3 protein-coding genes are annotated in these 3,029 nt (G+C 66.2%); all 3 read right to left on the reverse strand.

Features of this window, described 5'->3' with window-relative positions; genetic code table 11:
* Positions 1 to 83 precede the first annotated feature (83 nt).
* Positions 84 to 1,079: an NAD-dependent epimerase/dehydratase family protein gene (locus tag RMN95_RS09495; protein ID WP_309616679.1), complete on the reverse strand. Its 996-nt coding sequence runs from the start codon at positions 1,077 to 1,079 to the stop codon at positions 84 to 86.
* Positions 1,076 to 2,146 (reverse strand): Gfo/Idh/MocA family oxidoreductase, encoded by a 1,071-nt coding sequence (locus RMN95_RS09500; RefSeq protein WP_309616680.1) that lies wholly within the window; start codon positions 2,144 to 2,146, stop codon positions 1,076 to 1,078. Before RMN95_RS09500 ends, RMN95_RS09495 begins: the two co-directional genes overlap by 4 nt.
* Positions 2,147 to 2,198: 52 nt before the next feature.
* Positions 2,199 to 3,029, reverse strand: an 831-nt coding sequence (locus tag RMN95_RS09505; protein WP_309616681.1) for a DUF4082 domain-containing protein, incomplete at its 5' end; no start/stop codon positions are given.

Raw genomic sequence — 3,029 nt, forward strand, 5'->3', positions numbered from 1 at the left:
CGCGACCCACCCGGAGGCGATCACCTCGGCGACCGCGTCGGCCTCCTCGGTGCCGAACCACGGTTTCATGACGTTGACCCTGCTCATGCGAGAGCCTCCGACTTTCCGGCGGATATCTCGTCGCGCAGCGGGCTCCACCACTCGACGAGCGAGCGGAGGCCGTCTTCCAACGAGATCTCGGCGGTGAAACCGAGATCGTGCCGCGCTGCCGTGATGTCGGCGAGGCGGCGGGTGACGCCGTTGACAGCGCGCTCGGGACCGTGCTCGACACTGAGGTGGGAGTCCATGGCGCGCAGCAGCGTCCGCGCCAGGTCCAGCAGGGTCGACTCATGGCCGCTCGCCACGTTGTAGACACCGTCCACGATGTCACTCTGGGCCGCCAGGATGTTGGCGCGGGCGATGTCCTGGGTGGCGACGAAGTCCATCGTCTGCAGGCCATCACCGAAGATCAGCGGTGGCGTGCCGTCGGCGATACGCTCCATCCAGCGCACGAGCACCTCGGTGTACAGTCCGTGCACGTCCATGCGGGGTCCGTACGCATTGAAGTAACGCAGGATGACGAAGTCGAGGCCCTCCATCGCGCGGAAACTGCGGATCATGCCCTCGTTGAATGACTTTGCTGCGCCATAGAAGGTGTCGTTGTTGTGATGGTGATGGCGCTCGGTCGTCGGGAACTCCTCGGCCAGACCGTAGACGGAGGCGCTGGAGGCGGAGATCAGCTTGCTCACGCCGAGCTCGGCCGCGGCCTCCACGACGTTAAAGGTGCCATCCACCAGCACCTCGAGCGCCAGGCGAGGGTCTTCGGCGCACTGCGTAATTCGGATCGCCGCCTCATGAAACACGAGGTCTTTGCCGACGGTGAGCTTGCGTACCAGGCTTCTGTCGCGGATGTCACCCTCATGCAGGGTTACCCTGCCGCGGCCCAGCGCCTCCTCCAGGTTGGCGTGTCGGCCGCGCACAAGGTTGTCGAGCACGTCGATGTGAGCCGCACCGGCATCGAGCAGCTGGTCGACGATGTGGGATCCGATCGTGCCGGCGCCACCGGTAACGAATACGGATGACCCGGATATTTCAGTCATGATGCGAGCTCCAGGGGAAGGGGAATGGGACTGGATTCAATCGGGCTCGGGGCGCCCGAGAGGGCAAGGCTGCGTGTGGCGGCCTCGAGCACGGAGAGCACCCGAAGTGCCGCGTGACCGTCGGTGCGCGGTGCACGCGCCCGGCGGATGCTGTCGGCGAACTCGGTTGCCATCGCATTCAGTGCCTCGCGCTCGGGCAGCGCCGGAGACCAGGTGTCACCCAGCCGATATGACACGGCGGCGGCAGCGCGGTCTGCCGCGGCCGAGGAGACCTGGGTGAGGTCGACGCCCCGGTCGTACACGCTGAGGCGCTGCTGCGGGTTGAGGTCATCCCACACCAGCGTGCGCCTGGTGCCACCGACGACCATCTGGCGGATCTTGGTCGGGCTGAGCCAATTGACGTGCACGTGCGCGATCGCACCGCCGTCAAGCGGAAGGCTGAGGTAGCCGACGCACGACTTGCCCGCCCCGAGCGGGTCGGCACCCTGGGCCGCCGCGGTGGTGGCATGCAGACCGCCCGGCAGGATGAAATCCATGATCGAAAGATCGTGCGGGGCCAGGTCCCAGAAGACGTCGACATCGGGCTGGATGAGCCCGAGATTGATGCGCACGGAGTCGATGAACAGGATGTCGCCGAGCTGGCCATCCTCGATCAGTTCTCGGATCTTCATCACGGCGGGCGTGTAGCAGTAGGTGTGGTCGGCCATCAGGACCAGACCGCGTTCATCTGCTTCTCGCACCATCTCAAGCCCGCGCTCTCGACTGTCGGCCAGCGGCTTCTCGACGACGACATGCTTGCCTGCCCGGAGCGCGCTGAGGGCAAGGGGATGATGGGTGCGCGCGGGGGTCGCGATGGCGACGGCGTCAAGATCAGGATCAGCGAGCAGCTCATCGAGGTCGGTCACCACGGGGATGCCTCCCAGCGTGTCGGCAAGCTTCTGCGCACGCCCGCGGTCGAGGTCGCAGAGAGCCACGAGGTCCCACTCGGGACTGGCGCGGAAATTCCTCGCGAGGTTCGGGCCCCAGTATCCGGCCCCGATCACTGCGACACGTAGCGGACGGTTCATCTCTCTCCCCCAATCTGTTCTGCGGGCATCGGCGATGGCCCGCAATGTGTGGTCACGCCGTTGGTACGAACACCAGATCGACCCAATAGTTGTGGGCAGACGTAGTGCTCAGAAAGTCGCTTCCGTAGACGTAGGCACCGCCGTTCGCCGGCGTGCTCAGCGAGCCGCTCGTGGTCGCGGTCGCCAGGCCGTTCAGGTCGACCGCGTACATCCCGGTCGTACTGAGCAGCCCGACTCGATACTCGAGACCGGGCTCAAGCGTTACTGGCGCACTCAGGGTGGCCTGCTGCCACCCACTCGCCGACTCGCCCGAGAATGAGACCGTCGCAAGCTGAGTGCCCGTCGCCGACCACAGGTAGCCGGTATGCGCACCGGTATTCGTCGGGCCTTTATAGAACCGGATCGTCGTCACCCTGCCAGCGACCGACGTCGAGAACCGAGTTCCCACCTGAACTGAGGTCGGGTCGTTCCAGTTCACATTCGCCGGCAGCGCGCCGGCAGCAAAGATCGATTGGGCGGTCACCGTGACCGGCACTGTGGTCGTCGTGAACGACCAGGGCGATCCGATCGGCGTAGACCCTGAGGTCACCGCCGCGGTGTAGCCCTTCGACCACTCGAGCGGCACGGTGGGGGTGAAGGTGACAGTGCCGGAACTCGCGGAATAGGTGCTTGTGCCTGCGACCGGTCCGGCGAGGGACGTCACCGTGATCGTCGCAGTTGCGGCATCCGCTCCGCTGACGGCCGCCGTGATGGAGACGGTCGGTGCAACGTCAGTCGCCCCGGCCGGCGGCGACACAACCCCGACGGCGACGGCAGGAGCAGTCGGCGTCGGCGTCGGCGTCGGCGTCGGCGTAGGAGCAGGATTGGGCGTCGGAGTCGCGGG

The sequence above is a fragment of the Salinibacterium sp. genome (assembly GCF_031364185.1).
GTDB lineage: Bacteria > Actinomycetota > Actinomycetes > Actinomycetales > Microbacteriaceae > Rhodoglobus.

Excerpts from the sequence above, each read along its gene's own strand:
- RMN95_RS09495 (WP_309616679.1), bottom strand. The coding sequence starts at position 1,079 with ATGACTGAAATATCCGGGTCATCCGTATTCGTTACCGGTGGCGCCGGC.
- RMN95_RS09500 (WP_309616680.1), bottom strand. The coding sequence starts at position 2,146 with ATGAACCGTCCGCTACGTGTCGCAGTGATCGGGGCCGGATACTGGGGC.